The sequence below is a fragment of the Ruegeria sp. HKCCD6119 genome, assembly GCF_013110585.1.
Lineage (GTDB): Bacteria > Pseudomonadota > Alphaproteobacteria > Rhodobacterales > Rhodobacteraceae > Ruegeria.
Window position 1 is genome coordinate 188,117 of sequence record NZ_WVQV01000003.1, and the last position, 20,957, is coordinate 209,073.

Below are 20,957 nucleotides of genomic sequence, written 5' to 3' on the forward strand. Positions count from 1 at the left end.
TGGTTACCTTTGTGGGACGAAGTTCTCGGCAAAGAACCGATACCAGTTCCCGCCCATGATCCCGGCCACTTCGTCATCGTTCAGGCCGGTCGCGCGTAACCCTTCTTCGATGTTGCCAAAGTCTCGGTTGTCCTGAAACCAACCCGGCATCGGTGGGAATCCCGGAGCCGAGGCCGAGCCTTCGCCATAGTCGATCTCTTTTGTCCAACGCCCCACACGCATCCATTCCACGACGCTGTCGGGCTGATCCTGACACAAGTCAGTGCCAATCCCCAGATGTTCGGCCCCGTGTTTGTCAGCAGTGCGTGCGATCATTTCGCAAAAGCTTTCCAGCGTGCAATCGGACTTGTTTTTCAGATGGTGAGGGTAGACCGAAAAGCCCAGCATCCCACCTTTTTCCGTTACCGCACGGATGACGTCATCCCGCTTGTTGCGCAGGGCCGGGGACCATTCGTGCGGATTGGCGTGTGTAATCGCGATGGGCCGGTCCGAGATTTCAGCCGCCTCGATCGTGGAACGGTCTGCCGAATGGCTCATGTCTACCACAAGGCCCACGCGGTTCATCTCTTTGATGACCTGCTTGCCCATGCGGGTGATGCCGGTGTCTTCGGCCTCGTAGCAACCTGTCGCCAGCAGGGATTGGTTGTTGTAGGTCAGTTGCATGAACCGCGCGCCCAGATCGTGCAGGATTTCGACCAGCCCGATATCGTCTTCAATGGGCGACGGGTTCTGAAACCCGAAAAACACGGCGGTTCGGTCCGTATTACGGGCCGTGTCGATATCGCTGGCCCACCGGCCTTTCATGATCAGATCCGGGTATTGCTCAAACCAGCGGTTCCATTTCTCGAAATTCAGTACCGTTTCGCGGAAATTCTCATGATACGCGATGGTGACGTGGATCGCATCCACGCCCCCTTCGCGCAACTGGCGAAAGATCTTTTCCGACCAGTTGGCATATTGCAGGCCATCGATCCGCATCAGACGGGGCCTGCGCTGATATAGGCGGTTTTGACGGTCGTGTAGAATTCAGCCGCCGCCTTTCCCTGTTCGCGGGGTCCGTACGAGCTGTCGCCGCGGCCACCGAAAGGCACGTGGTAATCGGTGCCCGCGGTGGGCAGGTTCACCGTCACCACGCCGGTGCGCGCGTTGCGGCGGAAATGGGTGGCGCGGGCCAGCGATTTGGTCACGATGCCCGAGGTCAGGCCGAAATTGGTGTTGTTCACAACGCTTAGCGCCTCGTCATAGCTGCCGACCTTGATGACGCTGGTCAGGGGCGCAAACATTTCTTCGCGGTTGATGCGCATGTCGTTGGTGGTGTTCAGGAACACGCCCGGCGACATGTAGAACCCGTCATGGGGCATCTCCAGGCGCTGACCGCCACAGGCCAGCTCGGCCCCTTCGGATTTGCCCAGTTCGACATAGGCGAGGTTTTCATTCAACTGCTGCTGGCTGACGACGGGGCCCATCTGCACGCCCGCTTCCAGCGCGTGACCCACTTTCATTGCCTGCGCACCGGCAACCAGTTTCTCGACAAAGGCATCATGGATGCCCGCGTGAACCACCAGACGCGACGAAGCCGTGCACTTCTGACCGGTGCCGCCGAATGCCCCGCCCAGCGCCAGAGTTACCGCCAGATCCAGATCGGCGTCGTCCATCACGGCCAGCGCGTTTTTGGACCCCATTTCCATCTGCACCTTGGTCAGGTTCTGGATCGCGGCGGCGGCGATGCCTTTGCCCACGGGCACAGACCCGGTGAAGGAAATCGCATTGACCTTGGGGCTTTCCACCAGCCGCTGACCGATGGAACGGCCCGAGCCCATCACCAGGCTGAACAGACCTTTCGGGATGTCCTGCCGTTCGATGATTTCGGTTAGGGCCACGGCCGAGGCAGGGGTGATGTTGGCGGGCTTCCATACAACCGCGTTGCCATAGCACAGCGCCGGGGCAATCTTCCACGAGGCGGTTGCAGTGGGGAAGTTCCACGGGCTGATGATGGCAACCACGCCAACAGCTTCGCGGCGCACGTCCACCTCGATATCGGGGCGCACGGAATCGGCGTTCTCACCGATCTGTCGCAGGCATTCGGCCGCATAGTAAGTGAAGAACTGACCGGCGCGGTAAACCTCGCCCTTGCCCTCGGCCAGCGGCTTGCCTTCTTCACGGCTCAGCAAAGTACCCAGCTCTTCGGCGCGGGCCATCAACTCGTTGCCGATGGCGTTCAGGACGGCCTGTTTGCGCTCGAGCCCGTAGGCGGCCCATTCGGCCTGCGCGACGCGCGCCTGATCCAGGGTCGCCTCAAGCTGGTCGGCGCTGGCTTGTGTGAACATGCCGACCAGATCGCTCAGATCCGATGGGTTGCGGTTTTCGATTTCGCTTTCGCCAGCCAGCCATTCGCCGGCAATCAGATTCAGTTTGGTCACGTCAGGCCCCAAATTCGCAAATTTCAGTTTGCGAAAGAATGGAACTTGCTGACGACATCAGTCAAACTCAAATAACTTTAGAAAACTTCAGAAAGATTGAAGCATGGCCGTGAAAATAGAGATGCTGCGGTGCTTTTGCACCGTGGCCCAAACCGGAAATCTTGCCGAGGCAGCCAGCCGTTTGGGCCGCACGCAATCCGCGGTCTCAATGATGTTGAAACAATTCGAAGAGCATCTTGGCAAGAAACTGTTTGAAGGCGAACGGAAAAACCACCTTACTCCGCTCGGTCAGCAAGTTCTCGACCTTGCGCTCAAACAGGTGCGGGATTTCGATCAGGCTGTTCAGAATATTGAACTGGCGGCACAGGCCGAGCACGGGTTGATCCGGATCGTATCCGTGCCGTCCGTGGGGGCGCTGGTCTTTCCTGCCCTGCTGGGCCATATGACGTCTCGTTTTCCCGGCCTGAAGATCGAGCTGCGAGACGGAGATTCGCAGCAGGTTCTGGATGCGGTCGCCGGGGATACGTCTGATATCGGCATAGCATCCGGCCATTTTCCGCTGAACGGGGTCAGTGCAGAGCCGCTGTTTCAGGACCGTTTCGGCTTGGTTGCAGCGTCCGATCATCCGCTGATGACACGGGCGGAACCGCCAGCCATTTGCGATCTGGTGGCTCAGCCTTTCGTGCGAAACGCCCTGTGTGACTTTATCGAGTCCGCGCCTTTCCGAGAAATTCTGGACAGGGCCGAGGTTACCATCCACAACACGCATTCCCTGATCACGACTGTCAGGGCAGGCCAGTGGATCACGGTCCTGCCGCAGACCGTCGCGCAGTTCATCCCGGACGCAGTCGCCTTTCGTCCGATTTCGGATTTGCCGGACAGGCGCGAGGTGTATCTTTATGTGCGGGAAAGGTCGCGATTCCGAGAAATCTCGGAGGCCTGTCGTTCATTTGTCCTGTCGAGTGGGTTTGGAAATTCAAGCCTGTGAATGCATCAAAAGGGGATTAACCCTGCTCAAAATCACAAATTAATTTGGTTTTTGCAGACTCACGCCCGATGCCATGCTAGGTTCTCGCTTGAAGTGGGGGACTTCAGAGGGGCGATATGTCTCAAGATCTGAGGGGCTGGTTGAGCGCAAATGGATTAAACGAGTACGCGCAGGCCTTCATTGATAATAAGATCGACTTTTCCATTCTGCCTGATTTGACGGCCGAGGATCTGATCGAAATCGGTGTGACCGCTGTCGGCGATCGTCGGCGGCTTTTGCGTGCCATCGAGCAACTTGATTCCGCGCAGATCGCCGCAGAGCCTGAACCCGCAGCGCCGCACGAACCTGCGCGGCGGCAGGTCACGGTGATGTTTGCGGACCTGACCGGGTTCACGAAAATGTCCAGCAAGCTGGATGCCGAGGACCTGCACGCGCTGCTCAACCAGTTCTTCAGCAAAGTGGACAATGTGGTCGAAAAATACGGCGGCCGCATCGACAAGCATATCGGTGATGCGGTCATGGCCGTTTTCGGAGCGCCGATCTCACATACCAATGACACGGAAAGGGCAGCACGGGCGGCAGCTGAAATTCATGCGGTTCTTCCGACGTTATCACCGCCGCTGTCCTGTCATATCGGTATCTCTTCGGGTCAGGTCATCGCCAGTACGACAGGCAGCCAGTCGCATACGGAATATACGGTGACAGGGGATGGGGTGAACCTGGCGTCTCGGCTGACAGATATCTCAGGGGGCGGCGAGACTCTGGTCTCACATGACATTCAACGCGCGCTGGGCCCGTTGTTCGTGGGCGACTCCATCGGGGTCAAGGCGATCAAGGGGTTGAACGAGCCGGTTGAGGTCTGGCGTCTGGACCGGCTGGCCAGGAACATTCGGACGAGACGGCACAAATTCATCGGGCGCGAGCGTGAGATGTCGATTTTCTCGGCCACATTCGACCGATGCCAACGCCATGGAAAAGGTGAAGTGCACATCGTTCTGGGCGAACCCGGAATTGGAAAAACCCATCTGTCCGAGCAAGTGGCGGAATTGGCGACCAGCCTGTCCTACACGATCCACAACGGCGTTGTGATGGATTTCGGCGCGCGCGAAGGTCATTCAGCCATTCAGACCGTTGCACGCAGCATTCTGGGGCTTGAGGCGTCGGACGGGGCGGAAACCGGGGCGGCCGTTGCAAAAGAGGCCATTACCAAGGGCTGGGTCAGCCCTTCCAACGCTGCGCACCTCAATGCTTTGCTTGAACTCGAGCAGGATCCGGGCCTGTCCGAGGTCTATGCGGTGATGGACAACAAGACCCGTCTGCGGGGGCGGCGTCAGGTGCTGGAGGAGCTGCTTTCCGCCAGCAGTCGGGAATCGCCCCTGCTTATTCAGATTGAAGACATCCACTGGGCGACGCCCGACATCCTGGCGGCGTGTTCTCATATCGCCGCGGTGACGCGGAACACGCCCTGTGTTTTGATGATGACCAGCCGGGCCGAGGGCGATCCGATCGACAGGAACTGGCAGATGGCCACGGATGGCGCGCTGGTGTCAAAACTGGAACTGGCACCGATGGGAGAAGAGCACGTCAGGCAATTGGTCGAAGAGTTCCGGGCCATCGATCGCGACTTGCTGGAAACCTGCGTCCAGCGCGCCGGTGGAAATCCGTTGTTTCTGGAGCAGCTGTTGCGAAACACGGATGTGCTCAAACAGGAAACTGTGCCGGGCAGTATTCAGGGTATCGTTCAGTCGCGATTGGACGCGCTGGATCGCGCCAGCCGAACCGCCATTCAGGCCGCATCGGTTCTGGGTCAACGGTTCTCGCCCGAAGTTCTGAATTTCATTCTGGGTGAAGGGCATCTGGATACCAGCAACCTTATCCGCTCGGCGTTGATCCGAGAGGCAGGGCCCGATTTCATGTTTACCCACGCGCTGATCCGGGACGGGTCCTATGCAACACTGGTCAAATCCGAACGCGCCCGCCTGCACCGGCAGGCGGCTCAGTGGTTCGAAGACAAGGATGCAACCTTGCGCGCCCAGCATCTGGACCGGGCCGGGGCCAATAACGCGGCGCAAGCCTATCTGGAAGCAGCCGACAAATTGATACAAGCCTTCCGGTTCGACGATGCCAGCCCGCTGATCGAGCGTGCTTTGGAATTGCCGTCCCCGGCGGGTGTCCGATTTGACCTGCTGTGCGCGCGGGGCGAAACCCATCGGTTGCAGGGGTTGTCAAACGAAGCTTTGGACGAGTTCAAAGACGCCGCCGGTTTGGCTGAAACAGACGAACAAATCGCCCGGGCCCATATCGGGCTTGCGCAGGCGGCGCGGCAAGCAAGCTTGTATCAGGACGCGCTGGAAGCGCTCGACACGGCCGAGGCAGCAGCACAGCGCTGCGGGTCCGAGGAAGATGAGGCCCAGATAAGCTATGTGCGCGGCAACGTCTATTTCCCGCTGGGCCGGAACAAAGAAGCGCTGAAGGCCAACGAGCGGGCGCTCTCGCTTGCCCGCAAGCTGGAATCCCCGCGCCTTGAGGTTGGGGCGCTGAGTGGATTTGGCGACGCCAATTTCATGAAAGCCTCGATGAAGACGGCAACGGGGTTCTATACCCAAGCCGCTGAAAGGGCGCGCGAAAAAGGACTGGTTCGGGACCTTGCGGCCAATCTGCACAATCTCAGCGTGGCGCGCAGCTATACTGGCGATGTCGGGCAGGGCCGAGCAGATGCCAATGAGGCGATTGAAATCTCGCAGACCTATTTCGCCTTCGTTCCGGAATGTGTCGCGCAAACATGCCTTGGTGTGGCCGAGACCTTTCTGGGCAGTCTCGACCGTGCGCTGGAAGCCTTTGGCGTTTCGGCCGAAATCGCAGAGCGCGTGGGCGCAAAACGCCTTGAAGCGCAGGCGTTGGAACATTTGGCCAGAACGCAGGTTTATGCCGGCCAGGTCGGGCGCGCACGTGAAACCGGTCTGCGAGCAGTCGAAATCGCGCTTGAACATGGCCGGAACTTTGTTGGACCCAAGGCCCTGTCAGCCCTGGCGATGGCCGAAACGGACCCGGATGAGCAAACGCGCCTTTTGAAACTGGGTTCCGAGATCATCGCCGAGGGATGTGTTGGCCACAGCCATCTGCACTTCTTCCCCGATGCCAGCGCCGTCATGCTGGCGCGTGGTGATTGGGATGCCGCAATGGAGTATGCGGATGGCCTTGCCGCGTTCACTAGGAACGAGCCGTTGCCGATGGTGGACCTGTCCATTCGTCAAACACGGCTGTTGGCCGAGAGCGGAAGGCAGAATATTCCACCGTCAGAGCATAGCGGTTTTGCCGGTATGACCGAGCATTTTGCCGCGATGGGCATTACCCAATCCTTGCTGGGCCGCGCGGATTTTCTGACCAGTTAGGCGGCAAGGCAGGAGGCTGAATGAGCGTCGAAAAAAAGGTTTGGCTTATCTCTGGCCTGCTGACCTTTGGGTTGGCCGCCTTGTTGCTCAAGCTTTGGATCGAACTGAACCATTTCGAGGAAGACCTGACGCAGCTGCCCGATCAGGCTTCGGTAGATGCGTATCTGTGCAGAATGGACGTGGCGCCGGACTATCGTTTGAGAACGGGGATTTTCATAAAGTCGTTCAGCTTTCTGGGCGCCAGCGACGTGCGGCTTACCGGCTATATCTGGCAGCACTACAAGGCAAAGGAACATGATGCGATCCTTCCCGCCGAAGGTGAGGTTGGATTTCTTCTGCCCGAAGCGGTCGATACCGCAAGCGGCCTTGTTGAAGAGGCATACCGCTTGTCACAACCCGACGGCGTCTTGATTGGTTGGTATTTTGAACAAACCCTGCGCCAGAGCTTCGACTACACCAGTTATCCCTTCGATCACAAAACGGTTTGGGTGCGGTTCTCACCCGCTTCTTTCGAGGTCAATATCGCGCTGGTTCCTGACTTCGAGGCTTATCCGGCGACCGGATCGGATGACATTTTCGGGATCGACAACCGGATCGTGATGGGCACGTGGGAGCGAGAAAACACCTATTTCGACTACAAGCTGTCGAAACTGGATACGACGCTGGGCATCCGGCAGAACGCTTACCAGACCAACACGCCCGAGTTGCATTACAACTTCGTCATCAAACGCAATTTTGCAAACGCGTTCATCGTTCACATGATCCCGTTGCTCGTCGTGGTGATGCTGCTGTTCGGTGCAGTCATGACCGTCACGCGCCGCGAGGGGTTGGTCGAGCGGCATGACTTCAGCACGTCCAGCGTGATCGGCACCTGTTCGGTTTTGTTCTTCGTGATCCTGCTGGCCCATGTGCAACTGCGCGAAGGATTCGCCGGATCGCCCGTGATCTATATGGAGTCATTCTTTTTCCTTATGTATTTCATGCTGTTGGCGGTTTCGATCAATACGTACCTGTTCGCCTCAGAGGCGGTGCCGTCGCTGCGGATCATCCATTATCGGGACAACCTGATCCCAAAGGCCAGTTTCTGGCCCTTCGTGCTGCTGTGTATGGTGGCGATCACGGCCTATAACCTCGGCATCAAGGACAGCTCGGAACCGCCACCGATCAGCACGCGGGATTGTTAGGCCACGGGTTCAAACCCGGGTTTGGGTTCGCCCTGCGCCATGTCCAGCGTGTAATCGCTCACCACTTCGGATGTACCCTCGCGCCAGCTTTTCAGGTATTTTTCCGGATCAGCGATCACATAGGCATATGCGGGTTTCATCGCACCCTCGATGACGACGTTGATTTTCTTGCGCACATAGACATTCTCGGGTGAGCCGGGGCCGTAATACCCTTCCAGCCTGTCCAGTTCGCCGAGGCCGGATTCGGTGACACGGTAGACCTCTCCACCCACTTGCTTGCCCATCCCCTGCTGATCCACAAGGGTTGCCATGCGATGCAGATACCCACAGTTGGGATTGTCGCAGAATGGTTCCTTCGGGATGATCAGGGGCATTGGTTGCCGGGTGCGCGCCGTTCCCACGAATTCATTCAGGACCGCGCTGTGTGCGTCATGATTGGGGAACCCCTGCTTCAGTGATCCATAGGTGAAATACAGGTAAGAGGGTTCGTTCACCGCCACGAAGCTTTCGTCACGCCCCTGTTCGGGGTCTGCCATCCTCAGGTTGTGATCTTGCGCCCAGGCGTCCAGCATGGAACGGATTTCCGGTTCGATCTGCATGCTTTGAACGAATTCGATGCACGAGGTCGCATCCATGTCTTCGGCCCGCAGCAGGATTTCCACCATCTTCGGTGCCTTGTTCATCACCGCCACATGCAATGCGCTGAATCCGTGATCGTTGACAATGTTGACGTCGATACCCCTGTCGATCAGGTTCTGGGCGGCCTCATAATCCGGCTTGCCCAGATCATGGCCGCTTTCGCCCAGTTCGCCTTCACCGCCTGCTGCATAGTGCAACAGTGAATCTCCATGGGCCTCGTCCACGATGTTGACCCCGACAACCCCTTCGTCGATGGCGCGGAACACGCGCTTCCATTCGTTGATGTCATCGGCGGCAGCGGCCTCGCGCGCCCATTTGCAGACGCGATACTTCTGGTCGTCCAATTCCTCGAACGCATCCGCCAAAGCTTCCATGATCTGGTCCGGCGTTGCCATCATGCCGATGCCCATCCGGCCGTTCGACAGGCGACCTTCGCGCGGTCCGACGAAATCGACCCCAAGCGTCTTAAGCTTGTCGACGTTGTTCTGCGTGGTGATATTGTTCCACATATTCGTATTGCATGCGGGGCAGAGGATCACGGGTTTCTTCTGGTATTGCCATGCCACGAAGACCGAGGTCAAAAGATTGTCGGCAATGCCATTGGCAACCTTGCCCATCGTGTTGCAGGTGATGGGGGCCACTATGACGCAATCTGCCCAGTCACACAGTGCCAGATGCGAGGCGCGCACCGGCATGTCGAAATTCAAATAGCGGAAATTCCACTCGTCATCGTCGCGGTAATAGTCATTGTGGGTGATCTTGGCGTCGATCCGTTCGGCGCCGAAATCCCGAAAGAATTTCTCGGCCGAAACAGACGGGATCAGTTTCACGTTATGCCCCGCGTCGACAATGCGTTCGACAAGCTCGGGGATCTTGTCCGCCGCCGATGACCCGCAGGCGCAGAGCAATACGTTTCGCTTTCCGGCGTTTACTTGATTCATCACCCCCTTGGGATAGCCGAACGGGTTCTTCTCAAGGCTTGGGGTTTCATTCAGTTCGGATACCGGCAGCCCTTCCCTGCGCATTCTGGCTTGCAATTCACCGGCCTGGATCATGTCTACGATGTCTTCCAGCTTTTCACTTTTGCTGATGCATTTTCCTTTGAAAAACAAATACGGCACGTCCGGTCTTTCGCCCAGCGTCACCAGTTGCCGCCGCATCCTGATCATATTGGGATCGCGCCCGCCCACGTCGATCTGCTTGACGGTCGTTGCCCCGATATTCGAAAGAATGCTGCGCAACATATAGGACCACGGGTCCTCGTCCTCGTAGAACAGAACCATCGTATTGTGCTTGATGATGCTGGCAACATCGCTTGGGTTTTCGGGCGGCTCGACCTCTTCGATCACCAACAATGCAGGGTCTTCGAGATCCCGCAGACCGCGGAAGATGTTGCCCCGCGGCGCTTGCCAGACCTGCGAGGTTGCCGGACTCATATCGACTATGGTCACAACGTCTTCATCCTCGTCATAGTCTATGCACAGGCACCAGAACTCTTCGAGCAACGCAGTTTCCCGGAACACGTTGTCCGGCGGGCGGATCGCCTCGATCCCGGTGACGCGATTGAAGTCGATGTTGATCATCAGGTGACGGTTGCTGTCGGGGGTCAGGCTTTTCAACTGCGCCTTGAACCAGTCTTCGGGGGTTTGGATTGATTTGTCGTCGCGGGTCTCAAAGCTCTGGAACGAACTGCTCAGATGCAGGTTCTCGGATTGTCTGATATACTTTTCGACCATGTCGTGCATGTCTTTGGCGGTGGCGACCCGGCGGACAGTATCCGTGAACGACACCTGGGCCGCCCGCAGCAACTCGTCCTCGTCCACCCTGTAGTCGCCGTGAATGGCGAGGCTTTCCACCAAAACGCCGATCGAGTTCATGTTGGGCGTTGCCCGGCGGAACAGGTTGCGGCGTTTCTTGGGATCTTTCGCCAGATAACGTGTGCTGTCGACGTAATTGCACCGCTGCTTGAAGGTCTTCAGGTGCGTCTTGACCGCGGCACGTGCTGAAAACCGCAAAAGGCCGCGGGACCGCATCGAGGTTCCGTCACGATCCGACATGGCTTGCCACAACCGTTCGACGGTTGTCACCCAAAGCTTGCCGTATTTCTCAGGGTGCACATCCATCATATGCACCAGCCCCGTGCTTGGATTGCACTTGGCGATGACGGCAAAATGGCCGCCGGGCATAGTCTTGTTGCCATGGGCAAGACCGACCTGGAAATTAGCGACCAGAATGTCGTTGTCACCGCCCAGCCGGTTGGATTCGTCGATCGCCTCAAGCAGCAGCGGCACACTGGTTGTGTCTGCGTCCATGAAATAGGCCTGAACCTGAACCCTCTCGCGCAGCCCCTGCGTGTGAATGTAGGTGCAGGCGACGTCAAAAAGCTCGCCCAGCGAGATTCCGTCGTTCACGACAAAGGACGAGGGCAATGCGCATTCGCGGAAGATGTCATTCACTTCGCAGCTGAACCCCAGCGCCGACATGCTGAGAGCGGCCGCCGTGACACTGCAACAATTGATCGGCTGCTGAAAATTCTGCAACTGAACGCTGACCAGATCACCAAACATCGTTGCAAAACAGGGTTGCCGGACGCTCTCTGGTATCTGAAGCCAGTTCTGGCTGGACAGATACGCCAACCGGGTTCCATCCAGCGCAAGCGCTTCTAGGCTGACAGGGATATCCGAGATCTGAAGGTGTTCTTCATAGAAGTAATCGCCGACATCCGCGCTGGCCAATGGATTTCCGTTCTGGCGCAGCTGAACCACGCCACGCAGCACGATATACATGCCGTTCGCTGGCAGAACCGCGTTTCCGGTCACCTCGATACATTCGAATTGTGGGTTGATGACGGCTGGGTCGGCGATCTGAGCCTTGCCCGGAAGGACATCATATATCATCTTCCAGTCTGCGTCGCTTGGGGTGTAAGGTCTGGATTTGGAAATTTGATCTATGGTCACAACTGTGTCCCCCCGGAGTTGCGTTGCAATATTTCAATCTTCGGTCCGCCAGCGCCTCTGGTTCTTCGAAGCTCGGACAACGGTCATTCAGAATAAAAGACCTGCCTGTTTTCAGTGTTTGTTTCTGGCAAGGGCCGTGTTTCTGATGGAAAAAGTATGAACAAAATGGCCCAATTGGCTGCACAGTATCCGATAATTGAATAAAAATCACGAGTGCAGTTGCAGCGGCAGCGGCTGCCTTGCATGGCGGAACACTTGCCATCCGCGATTTGGATTGCGCGGGTCACGGGTGCCAGCCTTCGGGCAGACAATCTGTGAAGGGCTTTGGGGATCAGTCGAGGAAAAGGTAATCCAACTGCATGACGGCTTGGGCTTTGTCTTCACCAACCCCAAGAAACTTGGCAATAACCGCTTCATTGTCGGCGCGCGGGGCCGTTTCCCGCAGGCGCAGGTAATTGTCCAGCCGGGCAGCGCGGATCCGTTCGGATTCATAGCCCAGATCGTTGCGAAGGGTCGGCAGCAAGGAAGCAACGGTTTCCGTTGGGGTGTTGTCTCCGGCCAGCCCGACCCGACGCGCGTGGCCGATCAGATAGTCGTCCGAGTATTCGCATTCGATCTCAAGCACGTGGGTTTTGGCCTGGCCGCCGCAGAAATCCTCGAGCGCGTCAAGATTGGCCGGGTCAAGGCACAGCACCAGCTGATCCGACCCGAAACTGTCGAACAACAGGCGCAGAACGGCACGCCGGTGACGAGAGCGCTTGGTCAGTGTGGAGTCGATCCCGCCCAGATCCGGCAGCAACGTATTTTCTTCGTTGAACAGGTATTCAACGCAAGGAATATCCGTTTCAGATGCGATCTGATCGACAAGACGTTTGGCGACATGCCATTTCTTGCAGACGATCACGAACAGTTCCCGTTCCGGGCCGAGTACGCTCCCGGCTTCCCAGAAGCGTTGTCCGAACCGGCGGCCGATACGCCCGCGACCAGTGAGAAACGCGTACAGATTGCGCCCCTCGTTCGAGATCGGGAAATCGACGCCCTCACTGGCATAGAGCGAGCCGAGCCGGGCCTTCAACTCATGCGCCTCGGCGCTGATCTTGCGTGCGAACAGATAATCCTGGCCCAGCAACATGTCATAGTGGTCATTGTAGAACGTGACCGGCATTCCATAGTCCGAGAACATCAGGAATGTCGGCGTTCGGTTTTCAATCTCGTTTTTTGGGATCAGGTGACGCACCAGCGTCTGAAAAAAGGTTTCATCAGGAATCCACGTGGTCGAAAAAAAACGGATCACATCCCGGCGCTGATGCAGGAAATCCAGTATCATTTCGACAGTTCTGCGACGCAGGCACCACCATTGGCTGCCGATCATCATCTGAATGTCCTGGGGGATGTCCCGCGTCAGACCGAGGCGCTTTTGCAATTCATAGGCGGCATAGAACAGCTTGGACTGCGTGCGCTCGTTGAAGTAGTGGCGATAGATCAGCCGGTCTTCCTTCATGCCGGTCTTGATCCAGTTGCTTTCAAAGAAATCGTGGCTTTCGATGAAATCCTTGTCGTTATCGTCGAGGTAACGGTGCGTGTATTCAGCGGTTTTGATCGCCATGCAGTCACCAGACAGCATGTAGAAATGTGTGGCGCGGGGGAAATTTTCCACGGCGGCTTCCAGGGCGTTCAGCGTGGCCCGGACCAGCGACCATTCTCCCCAGCCGCATCTGACGCGTTTTTTTGCAAAGGTCACATTGGGGTTCTGATCCAGTGCGGAACGAATGCGCTCATAGGCTTTGGCGCTGGCGCTGGCGTCAAAATGGATGGCCATGCAATCGCCGACAGCGGTCAGTTGTTCGGCCTGTGCAATGATGGCTTCAGGGTCCTTGTGACACAGCAATATATAGGCGACTTTTGCCATTGAGATTACGCAATATCCGTTTTTGCCTGATTTCAACCGTGATACTGAGGATGAGCGATTGAATAAACAGAATAATTTTGGTTCTTTGTTACCAAAAGCTGGCGTATCGCATCGAGACCTGGCCAGCGCAGGAGGCACAGCAGATGGGGTTTCCCGGTACCTGGATGACCGAGAGCGAAAGCATGGTGTACCGCGTGGTGCCCAAATGTGCTTGCTCGACCATTGGTCAGATCATGTATTTCTCGGATCATGGTCAGTTCTTCGACGGTGATATCCATGATGCCAAGGACGGCATGCACAAATGGGCATTTGATCAGAGCCAGAAGCTGATCTCGAACAATGTGCGCAATCACGCGTCCTATTCTTTCACTTGCGTGCGCAATCCCTACACCCGCATCCTCAGCTCATTCTTTGACAAGATCTGCGGCATTCAGCGCAACGGCAAGAGATACCGCGGCAATCTGGTGCCGACGCTGATCTATAACTACGGGATCGAAGTGGGCGGCGACGACGGCAAGGGAGAGTTTGACCAGATCGCCAGCTTCCGCCGGTTTCTGCTGTTTGCGCGCGATACGATCCGGTGGCGGCGCCCGATGGACCCGGACATTCACTGGTCTGCGATGTCAGGCCACGTGTCTACTTTCATCGTGAACGGCGGTCACTATGACCGGATATTCTGGACAGAAGCGTTCAATGACGGGATGCAGGATGTTCTGGACAATGTCGAGCTGAAGCACCCGGTCAAATTGTCCGAGATTCCACGGTTCAATGAATCCGAAGGGCACGGGCCAAAACGTGCGCATCCGGTCGAGGACTACTTTGACGATCTGTCAATGCATCTGGTCTACGAGATCTACAAGCAGGATTTCGAGCTGTTCAAATACGACTTCGAAAACCCGGCGAACAAGATGCCGATCAGTGAAATCGATTTGGACGAAATCCACGCCAAGTTGGGCGACTGACGGTGGGGGTGCTCCCGCCTGTCGTCGATATTTCTTGCGAAACATCTCCTCCGGTTGGGCCCGGCGCCGCGCGCTGCGCGGCGCCGGGCCCAAGGTCGAACGTGGCATCGGCGAAGCCGATGGTACGGATCGGGCGCGGGATCTCTTGAGGACGGTTGATTACCCGGCTCGCCGCCTCGGCAAGCCGGTCGCGTATGTGCTTAGACTTGGCGAACAGCCCCTTTTGCTGCGCTGGTCGTCAGCTTGGCATAGGCCTTGAGCGCGGTGGACACTTTACGTTTGCGCGGCGCGGCGGGCTCCCACCCCTTTGCGTTCTGTTCAGTGCGGCGGGCGGCCAGCTCTTCATCCGAAACTGCCAGATGAATGGTGCGGTTTGGGATGTCGATCTCGATCGTGTCGCCATTCTGAACCAGACCGATCTCACCGCCTTCGGCCGCTTCGGGCGAAACATGGCCGATCGACAGGCCTGATGTGCCGCCCGAGAAGCGACCATCGGTCAGCAACGCGCAGGCTTTGCCCAGACCCTTGGACTTCAGATATGACGTCGGATACAGCATTTCCTGCATCCCCGGGCCACCGCGCGGGCCTTCATAGCGGATGACGACCACATCGCCTTCTTTCACCTTGCCGGTGAGAATGTCGTTGACCGCCTGATCCTGACTTTCGCACACGTAGGCCGAGCCGGTGAATTTCAGGATATTGGCGTCCACGCCAGCAGTTTTCACGATACAGCCGTCGCGAGCGATATTGCCGAACAGAACGGCCAGACCACCATCCTGGCTGAACGCGTGTTCTTTCGAGCGGATCACGCCGCCTTCGCGGTCGGTGTCCAGTTCCTTGTACCGGTTGGACTGGCTGAACGCCTGTGTGGTGCGCACACCACCGGGGGCGGCCTTGAACAGCTCCTGCGCCTTTGGATTGTTGGCGACCTTGATGTCCCAGTTGGCGATCGCTTCACCCATTGTGGCCGAATGTACCGTGTTGCATTCCTCGTGCAGCAGGCCTGCGCGGCTGAGCTCTCCGAGGATCGAGAAGATACCTCCGGCGCGGTGGACGTCTTCCATGTGCACATTTTCGGTGTTGGGCGCGACTTTGCACAGGCAGGGAACGCGGCGGCTCAGGCGGTCCATGTCGGACATGGTGAAATCAACGCCACCCTCATGCGCGATGGCCAACAGATGAAGCACCGTATTGGTGGACCCGCCCATGGCGATGTCGAGGCTCATGGCGTTTTCGAATGCTTCGAAGGTGGCAATCTCGCGTGGGAGAAAACCTTTTTCATCCAGATCATAATGGCGCTTGGTGATCTCAACGATGCGGCGGCCTGCCTCAAGGAACAGCTCTTTGCGGTCGGCATGTGTCGCCAGTGTCGAGCCGTTGCCCGGCAGGGCCAGGCCCAATGCTTCGGCCAGGCAGTTCATCGAGTTCGCAGTGAACATGCCAGAACAGGAGCCGCAGGTCGGGCAGGCATTCTCTTCGATGTGTTGAACCTGTTCGTCGGTGAATTTGTCGTCCGCCGCGGCGACCATGGCGTCGACGAGGTCGATTTTCTTGGCCTCCAGATCGGCGATATCGATCTTGCCGGCCTCCATCGGCCCGCCCGAGACAAATATGGCAGGGATGTTCAGGCGCATCGCGGCCATCAGCATGCCGGGGGTGATCTTGTCGCAATTCGAAATGCAGACCATCGCATCGGCGCAATGGGCGTTGACCATGTATTCGACCGAATCCGCGATCACTTCGCGCGAGGGCAGCGAATACAGCATCCCGTCATGGCCCATTGCGATGCCGTCATCCACCGCGATCGTGTTGAATTCTTTGGCCACACCGCCTGCAGCCTCGACCTCGCGCGCAACCATCTGGCCCAGATCCTTCAGATGCACGTGGCCCGGGACGAATTGGGTGAACGAGTTGACGATGGCAATGATCGGTTTGCCAAAATCATCGTCTCCCATGCCGGTGGCGCGCCAAAGGCCGCGTGCGCCAGCCATGTTGCGGCCATGGGTTGAGGTTCTGGATCGGTACAATGGCATGATGCTGTTTCCCTTTTGCCTCGGGTTGCATGTCTTGGGGTTCGTACGTTATAGCGCACGTACCACATGTGCGCTATAACGCACAAGAGGATTCGCGGGACGATGAGATGGACTCTGACGATATAACGCTGAAACTGCGAGACGTGCGTGCGGCATCGGGCCTGAGCCTGTCGAAAGTGGCCGAGATGACTGGCGTGAGCAAAGCCATGCTGGGGCAGATCGAGCGCGGTGAATCCAGCCCAACCATCGCAACGCTGTGGAAAATTGCCAAGGGGTTTCAACTGCCGCTCAGCGCGCTGATCGATACGATGAACGGGGACCCTTCGGTTTTTCAGACCGTAACTTTCCCCGGCACGATCGAGGTCAAGATCGTCTTTCCATTCGATCCCGCTCTGGGGGCCGAGACATTCCACGTCAACCTCAGGCCGAATCAAAGCCACGAGTCGCCAGCCCACGCGACAGGCGTGACCGAAGAGGTCTTTGTTCTGAGCGGCACGCTTGAGATCCTGCGCGGAGACGAGTGGGTTTCCCTACAAGCCGGGCAGGGGTTGCGTTTCGCGGCCGATCTTCCGCACGGGTATCGCGCCGGCCCCGAGGGGGCGGCCTTTCTGAACATGCATCATTACGCCCAACACACCGAATTTGTAGAGAACGGCAAGGCCCATTCATGACCGCATTTTTCGACAGCCTGACCATCGTCGACGCCATCGGCTCTTTCGGGGCTCTAATCGTGGTCGCCGCGTATTTCGCAACACAGATGCGGATGATGAACTCGGATGATCTGGCCTTTCCGGTGATCAACCTGCTGGGCTCGGTGCTGATCGTCTATTCCCTGCTCCAGAATTTCAATCTCGCATCAATGTTGATCGAGGGGTTTTGGATTCTGATCAGCCTCATTGGGATTATCCAACATTTCCGCCTGCGCAGCGCCAAGTGAGCGCTATCCAGCCTTGAACCCCTATGCCGCCGGGTATAGGGAAAAATCAAGCGCGCTTAGGGGAGGCTTTGATGCAGGACGATCCAAAAACCCTCGTATCCACCGAATGGCTGGCCGCGCATATGAAGGATCCGGATCTGCGGATTCTGGACGGGTCGTGGTACTTGCCCGCGCAAAATCGTGATGCACGGGCGGAATATGACGCAGGCCACATCCCCGGGGCGCGGTTCTTTGACATAGACGAGATATCAGATCGCCGTTCCGACTTGCCGCATATGGCGCCTCCGGTCGAGAAATTCATGTCGCGCCTGCGCGCGATGGGTGTGGGCGACGGTCATCAGGTCGTGGTTTACGATGGCGCTGGGCTGATGTCGGCTGCGCGCGTCTGGTGGCTGTTCCGTCTTATGGGGCAGGAAAACATCGCGGTTCTGGATGGTGGATTCCCCAAATGGCAGGCGGAAGGGCGCGAGGTCGAAGACCTGCCGCCGGTCATCCGTGATCGTCATATGACCGTCCGGGTGCAAAATCAGCTTGTCCGGGACGTCACGCAAGTTTCCGCCGCCGCCAAGCTGGGTGATCATGAGATCATCGACGCCCGCTCTGCCAGCCGGTTTTCCGGGGCCGAGGCCGAACCGCGCGAGGGTCTGCGCTCGGGGCATATTCCGGGTTCACGCAATGTCCCCTTTGGCCAGTTGCTGAACGCCAATGGTACCATGAAGTCGCCGGAAGAGTGCCGCGCCATATTCGAGGCCGCGGGCGTCGATCTGTCGAAACCGGCGATCACCTCGTGCGGGTCTGGCGTGACCGCCGCGATCCTCAGCCTTGCGCTTGAACGCATGGGCAAGAAAGACCACTCGCTTTATGACGGCTCATGGGCTGAATGGGGCGCCTTCCCGACCCTGCCCGTCGCAACCGGAGAGACCTGATGTTCGAGAACCTTAAACCGCAGCCTGCCGACAAGATCCTGGCGCTGATGCAGATGTATCGCGAAGACCCGCGTGATCAGAAGATCGATCTGGGCGTCGGCGTCTACAAAAACGCGGAAGGCATCACCCCGGTCATGCGCGCCGTCAAAGCGGCCGAGCAGCGCGTCTGGGAAGAGCAGGAAACCAAAGCCTATACCGGGCTGGCCGGCGATCCGGCCTATGCGGATGCGATGATCGGGCTGATCCTCGGCACCTCGGTTGAGCGCGGCAATATCGCCGCCGTGGCGACACCGGGCGGCACCGGCGCCTGCCGTCAGGCCTTCGAGATGATCCGTATGGCCAACCCGTCGACCCGCGTCTTCGTGTCGAACCCGACATGGCCGAACCACTTGTCGATCCTGAACTACCTGGGGATCGAGACGGTTCCATACCGCTATTTCGATGGCGACACACGTGGCGTCGATTTCGACGGCATGATCGAAGACCTGAAGACCGCAAAAGCGGGTGACGTGGTTCTGCTGCACGGTTGCTGCCACAACCCGACCGGTGCCAACCTCAACATGGTTCAATGGCAGGAGGTCGTGAACCTGATCAACGCGCTTGGCCTCGTTGCGATGATCGACATCGCCTATCAAGGCTTCGGCGACGGCCTGGAAGAGGATGCGCAAGCGACACGTCTGGTCGCGTCTTCGGTCAAGGAATGTCTGATAGCGGCGTCATGCTCGAAGAATTTCGGCGTGTATCGCGAACGCACCGGTTTGCTGATGGCCATCAGCGCCGATGCCGGGCAGACCGCTTTGAACCAGGGTACATTGGCATTCCTGAACCGCCAGAATTATTCCTTCCCGCCCGACCACGGCGCGCGTGTTGTGACCACGATCCTGATGGACGAAGCCCTGCGCGCCGACTGGATGGCCGAACTGGAAGAGGTGCGCCTGTCTATGCTGGGCCTGCGTCGCCAACTGGCCGACGAACTCCAGCGTCTGAGCGGCTCGGACCGCTTTGGTTTCATCGCCCAGCACCGCGGCATGTTCTCGCGCCTGGGTGCGGCCCCGGAACTGGTCGAGAAACTGCGCGTTGAACACGGCATCTACATGGTTGGCGATAGCCGCCTCAACATCGCCGGTCTGAACGCCAACACCGTTCCGATCCTTGCGCAGGCGATTGTCGACGTCGGCGTCTGATTTTCGGGCATTGCCAAACAAGAAACCCGGGCACGAATGCCCGGGTTTTTTTGTTTGGGTGGAAGTGGGATCAGCCTTTCGAGAATTCGGGATAGGCTTCCATGCCCAGTTCGCCCATGTCGAGGCCGTTGATCTCTTCTTCCTCGCCAACCCGCAGGCCGACGGTGGCCTTGAGGATCGAGAACAGGATGAAGCTGACTACGAAGACGAAGATCCCGATAGCCGCGAAGCCGATGATCTGGGTCACGAAGGACGCATCACCGTTGGTCCAGGCCACGATGAAGGTGCCCCAGAAGCCTGCGATCAGGTGAACCGGGATGGCGCCGACCACGTCATCAATCTTCATCTTGTCCAGCAGCGGCACGGTGTAGACCACGATCACGCCGCCGATGCCGCCGATGATCAGCGCCTGAAACAGCGACGGTGCCAGCGGTTCGGCGGTGATCGAGACCAGCCCGGCCAGCGCGCCGTTCAGAACCATGGTCAGGTCGACCTTGCCATACATCACCTGCGTCAGGATCAGGGCGGCAACGGCGCCGGCGGCGGCGGCCATGTTGGTGTTGGCGAAGATACGGCTGATATCGGCCATGTCACCGATCGTGCCCATGGCCAACTGCGAGCCGCCGTTGAAGCCGAACCAACCCAGCCACAGGATGAACGTCCCCAGGGTTGCCAGCGCCAGGTTCGAGCCGGGGATCGGCACAACTTTGCCTTCCTTGTTGTATTTACCGATGCGCGGGCCCAGTACGATGGCACCGGCCAGAGCTGCGAAGCCACCTGCGGCGTGCACCAGGGTCGAGCCGGCGAAGTCGCTGAAGCCCATCTCGGACAACCAGCCGCCGCCCCACTGCCAGGACGCTTCGATCGGGTAGATGATGCCTGTCAGAACGATCACGAAAAAGAAGAAGGGCCACAGTTTGACGCGCTCGGCCATGGTGCCCGATACAATGGACGCGGTGGTGGCGCAGAACATCAGCTGGAAGAAGAAGTCCGAACCGACCGACGCATAGGACAGATCGGTTTCGACGCCATCAAGGCCGACCGGTTCCAGCGAGGTGGGCGAGAAGGCACCCAGAATGCCGGTGATGGTCCAGCCGTCGCCCGGATACATCAGGTTGAAGCCGACCAACCAGTACATGATGGCGGCAAAGGAAAACAGGCCGATGTTCTTGACCAGCTGCATGGCCACGTTCTTGGAGCGCACCAGACCGGCCTCGAGCATGGCAAAGCCCGCGGCCATCCAGAACACCAGAAAGCCGCCCATCAGGAACAGCAGCGAGGTCAGGATGTATTGTGTATGCTGCGCGGTTTCGCCGGTTGCGGCGGCCTCCTGCGCCAGGCCCATCTGCGGCAGCGCGACGATCGCGGCGGCAGGGATGAGGGATTTCATCAGGTTCATGTTCAGTCCTCGAATGATTGTCGGTCG

At 58.2% G+C, this 20,957-nt stretch carries 14 protein-coding genes; 8 read left to right on the forward strand and 6 right to left on the reverse strand.

Annotated elements, in window-relative coordinates; translation table 11 throughout:
- Positions 1-3: 3 nt before the first annotated feature.
- Both GS611_RS10905 and GS611_RS10910 read right to left on the reverse strand, forming a co-directional pair.
- Positions 4-978, reverse strand: a complete 975-nt coding sequence (locus GS611_RS10905) for a membrane dipeptidase (protein WP_171635536.1) — start codon at positions 976-978, stop codon at positions 4-6.
- The gene (locus GS611_RS10910) at positions 978-2,420 is read right to left on the reverse strand and encodes an aldehyde dehydrogenase family protein (RefSeq protein ID WP_171635538.1); all 1,443 of its coding nucleotides are present in this window, start codon (positions 2,418-2,420) and stop codon (positions 978-980) included. The genes GS611_RS10905 and GS611_RS10910 overlap by 1 nt, the downstream gene beginning before the upstream one ends.
- A gap of 103 nt (positions 2,421-2,523) precedes the next feature.
- Between GS611_RS10910 and GS611_RS10915 the strand changes: the two genes are divergently transcribed.
- From GS611_RS10915 to GS611_RS10925, 3 genes are all read left to right on the forward strand, one after another.
- On the forward strand, positions 2,524-3,408 hold the full coding sequence (locus tag GS611_RS10915; protein WP_171635540.1) for a LysR family transcriptional regulator: 885 nt from the start codon (positions 2,524-2,526) through the stop codon (positions 3,406-3,408).
- 116 nt (positions 3,409-3,524) lie between these two features.
- The gene (locus GS611_RS10920; protein WP_171635542.1) at positions 3,525-6,800 is read left to right on the forward strand and encodes an adenylate/guanylate cyclase domain-containing protein; all 3,276 of its coding nucleotides are present in this window, start codon (positions 3,525-3,527) and stop codon (positions 6,798-6,800) included.
- Between the two features lie 20 nt (positions 6,801-6,820).
- On the forward strand, positions 6,821-7,984 hold the full coding sequence (locus GS611_RS10925) for a hypothetical protein (protein ID WP_171635544.1): 1,164 nt from the start codon (positions 6,821-6,823) through the stop codon (positions 7,982-7,984).
- Here GS611_RS10925 and GS611_RS10930 read toward each other — a convergent pair.
- Positions 7,981-11,580 (reverse strand): flavoprotein, encoded by a 3,600-nt coding sequence (locus GS611_RS10930; RefSeq protein ID WP_171635547.1) that lies wholly within the window; start codon positions 11,578-11,580, stop codon positions 7,981-7,983. The genes GS611_RS10925 and GS611_RS10930 overlap by 4 nt on opposite strands.
- 331 nt (positions 11,581-11,911) lie before the next feature.
- Complete coding sequence (locus GS611_RS10935; RefSeq protein WP_171635549.1) at positions 11,912-13,489, reverse strand: DUF5928 domain-containing protein; 1,578 nt, start codon at positions 13,487-13,489, stop codon at positions 11,912-11,914.
- 143 nt (positions 13,490-13,632) lie between these two features.
- Here GS611_RS10935 and GS611_RS10940 point away from each other — a divergent pair, with 143 nt between their 5' ends.
- Positions 13,633-14,451, forward strand: coding sequence for a sulfotransferase family protein (locus tag GS611_RS10940; protein ID WP_171635551.1), 819 nt, complete (start codon positions 13,633-13,635; stop codon positions 14,449-14,451).
- Between the two features lie 200 nt (positions 14,452-14,651).
- Here GS611_RS10940 and ilvD read toward each other — a convergent pair whose 3' ends face one another.
- A complete protein-coding gene (gene ilvD, locus GS611_RS10945) occupies positions 14,652-16,484 on the reverse strand; it encodes a dihydroxy-acid dehydratase (RefSeq protein WP_171635553.1) in 1,833 nt (610 codons plus the stop codon).
- Positions 16,485-16,591: 107 nt separating this feature from the next.
- Between ilvD and GS611_RS10950 the strand changes: the two genes are divergently transcribed.
- The 4 genes from GS611_RS10950 to GS611_RS10965 all read left to right on the forward strand — a co-directional run bounded on the left by GS611_RS10950 (position 16,592) and on the right by GS611_RS10965 (position 19,531).
- Complete coding sequence (locus GS611_RS10950) at positions 16,592-17,155, forward strand: helix-turn-helix domain-containing protein (RefSeq protein WP_171635555.1); 564 nt, start codon at positions 16,592-16,594, stop codon at positions 17,153-17,155.
- A complete protein-coding gene (locus GS611_RS10955; protein ID WP_152459709.1) occupies positions 17,152-17,421 on the forward strand; it encodes a hypothetical protein in 270 nt (89 codons plus the stop codon). The genes GS611_RS10950 and GS611_RS10955 overlap by 4 nt, the downstream gene beginning before the upstream one ends.
- A 71-nt stretch (positions 17,422-17,492) precedes the next feature.
- The gene (gene sseA, locus GS611_RS10960) at positions 17,493-18,347 is read left to right on the forward strand and encodes a 3-mercaptopyruvate sulfurtransferase (RefSeq protein WP_171635557.1); all 855 of its coding nucleotides are present in this window, start codon (positions 17,493-17,495) and stop codon (positions 18,345-18,347) included.
- Entirely contained in the window at positions 18,347-19,531 is a 1,185-nt protein-coding gene (locus tag GS611_RS10965) for an amino acid aminotransferase (RefSeq protein WP_171635559.1), read from the forward strand. Before sseA ends, GS611_RS10965 begins: the two co-directional genes overlap by 1 nt.
- A 70-nt stretch (positions 19,532-19,601) precedes the next feature.
- On the opposite strand, the gene GS611_RS10970 is transcribed toward GS611_RS10965, so the two are convergent.
- Positions 19,602-20,930 (reverse strand): ammonium transporter, encoded by a 1,329-nt coding sequence (locus GS611_RS10970; RefSeq protein WP_171635561.1) that lies wholly within the window; start codon positions 20,928-20,930, stop codon positions 19,602-19,604.
- Positions 20,931-20,957: the final 27 nt, after the last annotated feature.

Coding starts and splice junctions, on each gene's coding strand:
- GS611_RS10905 (WP_171635536.1), bottom strand. CDS start 978: ATGCGGATCGATGGCCTGCAATATGCCAACTGGTCGGAAAAGATCTTT.
- sseA (WP_171635557.1), top strand. CDS start 17,493: ATGCAGGACGATCCAAAAACCCTCGTATCCACCGAATGGCTGGCCGCG.
- GS611_RS10940 (WP_171635551.1), top strand. CDS start 13,633: ATGGGGTTTCCCGGTACCTGGATGACCGAGAGCGAAAGCATGGTGTAC.
- GS611_RS10970 (WP_171635561.1), bottom strand. CDS start 20,930: ATGAACCTGATGAAATCCCTCATCCCTGCCGCCGCGATCGTCGCGCTG.
- GS611_RS10915 (WP_171635540.1), top strand. CDS start 2,524: ATGGCCGTGAAAATAGAGATGCTGCGGTGCTTTTGCACCGTGGCCCAA.
- GS611_RS10925 (WP_171635544.1), top strand. CDS start 6,821: ATGAGCGTCGAAAAAAAGGTTTGGCTTATCTCTGGCCTGCTGACCTTT.
- GS611_RS10920 (WP_171635542.1), top strand. CDS start 3,525: ATGTCTCAAGATCTGAGGGGCTGGTTGAGCGCAAATGGATTAAACGAG.
- GS611_RS10935 (WP_171635549.1), bottom strand. CDS start 13,489: ATGGCAAAAGTCGCCTATATATTGCTGTGTCACAAGGACCCTGAAGCC.
- GS611_RS10965 (WP_171635559.1), top strand. CDS start 18,347: ATGTTCGAGAACCTTAAACCGCAGCCTGCCGACAAGATCCTGGCGCTG.
- ilvD (WP_171635553.1), bottom strand. CDS start 16,484: ATGCCATTGTACCGATCCAGAACCTCAACCCATGGCCGCAACATGGCT.
- GS611_RS10950 (WP_171635555.1), top strand. CDS start 16,592: ATGGACTCTGACGATATAACGCTGAAACTGCGAGACGTGCGTGCGGCA.
- GS611_RS10955 (WP_152459709.1), top strand. CDS start 17,152: ATGACCGCATTTTTCGACAGCCTGACCATCGTCGACGCCATCGGCTCT.